The organism is Acidiplasma aeolicum, from assembly GCF_001402945.1.
In the GTDB taxonomy this organism is placed as follows: domain Archaea; phylum Thermoplasmatota; class Thermoplasmata; order Thermoplasmatales; family Thermoplasmataceae; genus Acidiplasma; species Acidiplasma aeolicum.
The window spans coordinates 1-2,456 of sequence record NZ_LKBG01000081.1 but is presented as its reverse complement, the minus strand read 5'-3'; the positions used below and the strand labels follow the sequence as shown (position 1 = coordinate 2,456).

Genomic DNA, 2,456 nt, shown 5'->3' with positions numbered 1-2,456 from the left:
TGCGTTAATCCGGCCTCCTCAAGTGTTGCCATAACAGCCTTTCTGTCCTTAAACTTTGATCCCTCTGGCACCTTTCCATCAAGTATTGCCTGAACAACTCCAGATGGCAGTGGCTCAACCTTGAAATAGAATCTGTTATGTTTGTTTGGTGATTTTCCCTCGAATGGCCCGCCAGTCTTATCAACGGTCTCCCTGTAAACAACAAGCGGTTCTGATGTTACCACATCGATCTTATAATCATTCTTTATCCTGTAAAGTGTAATTTCCAGATGAAGTTCACCCATACCTGATATTAAATGCTCACCTGTTTCCTGATTTATATCAACCTGTATTGATGGGTCTGCCTTTGAAACCGACCTCAAAACATCTATAAGTTTGGGAAGGTCTGCCGTATGCTTTGCCTCTATGGCCAGTGTTACAACCGGATCTGAATAATGGGACATTGGCTCAAAATCCTCCATGTCCGGTATTGAGGATACTGTGGAACCGGCAATCGCTCCCTTTAGACCTATTACCGCAGCTATGTTTCCTGCAGCGATCTCATCTACTGCTATTCTGTCTGGACCAACCATCATTGATAGCAGCTGAACCTTTGATTTGCCGGCACCGGTAACATAAAGCTCACTGCCCTTCCTAATTATGCCGCTAAAAACCCTTCCCACGGCAATTTCTCCAGCATGCGGGTCTATCAGGATCTTTGTAATCATCATGCTTACCGGCCCATTATCATCGCACTTAAGCATGGCCTTTCCAACCTCGGAGTCAAGGTCTCCATGCCATATCTGGGGTATTCTGTATTTTTGTGCCTCTGCCGGATTTGGCAGATTTTTGATTACCATATCAAGAACAACCTTATGCAGCGGTGCCTTTTTTGCGAGCTCTCTCTGCCTGCCACTGCTGACGAGATCTGTAATTTCCTTAAATGTTATCTTAAATATGCCCATGGCTGGCACAGACAGTGCCCAGTTATTATATGCAGAACCAAAGGCTACGGTTCCGGCCTGTACATTTACAAGCCATGAATTTTTAAACTCTTCTGGTGCATATTTTGATATAAGCTTATTTACATCGGAAATAACCTTAATGAATCTCTTCTGCATTTCCTCTGCATTTAACTTCAACTCATTTATTAACCTGTCAACCTTATTAATAAACAAAACAGGTTTAACCTTTTCCTTTAATGCCTGCCTCACAACTGTTTCTGTCTGGGGCATGACACCCTCAACTGAATCAACAACTATTACCGTGCCATCGACAGCCCTCATGGCCCTTGTAACGTCCCCACCAAAGTCCACATGACCTGGTGTGTCTATAAGATTAATTAAATATTCTTTCCCATCAACCTCATGCACCATTGATGCATTTGCGGCATTAATTGTTATTCCCCTTGCCTGTTCCTGCTCATCATAATCCAGAAGAAGCTGTTTACCTGCAAGTTCCTCACTCATCATTCCCGCGCCGGCTATAAGGTTATCACTAAGCGTGGTTTTACCATGATCTATATGAGCTGCTATATCTATATTCCTAATTCTTTCAGGATTTTCAATTAATTTCATTGCCTTTGCAATATTATCCTCTTTTCGACCCATAATAACACCTTATAAAAAACCATATTGTAAATTATTATTTAATACTATTTTCAAACAATAAAAATTAAAAAAATTAACTCTTTATCTGTATTTCTATTCTAACACCATCAGGTATAGATATTCTCATTAATTGCCTTAATGTTCTTTCGTCTGCGTCAACATCTATAAGCCTTTTATGAACCCTCATCTCCCAGCGGTCCCATGTGGGTGAGCCCTCACCATCAGGACTCTTTCTCACAGGTACCATGAGCCGTTTCGTTGGTAATGGTATTGGTCCATGTATTTCAACGCCGGTTCTTTTGGCAATTGTTTTAATTTCGTCGCAGACAACGTCAACTATTTTATTTTCAGTGCCACTAAGTGAAATACGTGCTTTATATGCCATTTATGATCACGCTGATGCTTTTTCAAGATCTATGCACTGACCTGCTGCAACTGTCATGCCCATATCCCTGATTGCGAACCTTCCGAGCTGTGGGAACTCGGATACCTTCTCAAGTACAAGTGGGCGGTCTGGAACGACTTTAACAACTGCTATATCTCCGGCCTTGATGAAATCTGGCTTGTCCTTTAATGTTGTACCATCCTTTGGATTTATTGTCCTGATGATTTCATCAATTCTGCATGCAACCTGTGCTGTATGGACATGGAATACAGGCTTGTATCCTGCGGCTATAACGCTTGGGTGCTGCAATACAACTATCTGGGCTGTAAATGATTTGACAACTGTTGGTGGGTTTGACTGTGGACCGCAGACGTCACCCCTCTTAAGGTCGTTCTTTGCAATACCCCTTACGTTGAAACCTATATTATCTCCTGGCTCAGCCTGCTGCATTGGTGTATGATGCATCTCTATTGACTTTACCT

The 2,456-nt window shown here is 42.2% G+C and carries 3 protein-coding genes; all 3 read right to left on the bottom strand.

Annotated elements, in window-relative coordinates:
- Positions 1-1,589: elongation factor EF-2 (locus AOG54_RS02585; protein ID WP_055032369.1), on the bottom strand; the 1,589-nt coding region annotated here is incomplete at its 3' end.
- 73 nt (positions 1,590-1,662) lie between these two features.
- Positions 1,663-1,974, bottom strand: coding sequence for a 30S ribosomal protein S10 (gene rpsJ, locus AOG54_RS02580; protein WP_048101896.1), 312 nt, complete (start codon positions 1,972-1,974; stop codon positions 1,663-1,665).
- A gap of 6 nt (positions 1,975-1,980) precedes the next feature.
- Positions 1,981-2,456 (bottom strand): elongation factor 1-alpha C-terminal domain-related protein (locus tag AOG54_RS02575; protein ID WP_330218512.1); only part of this gene is annotated, 476 nt, incomplete at its 5' end.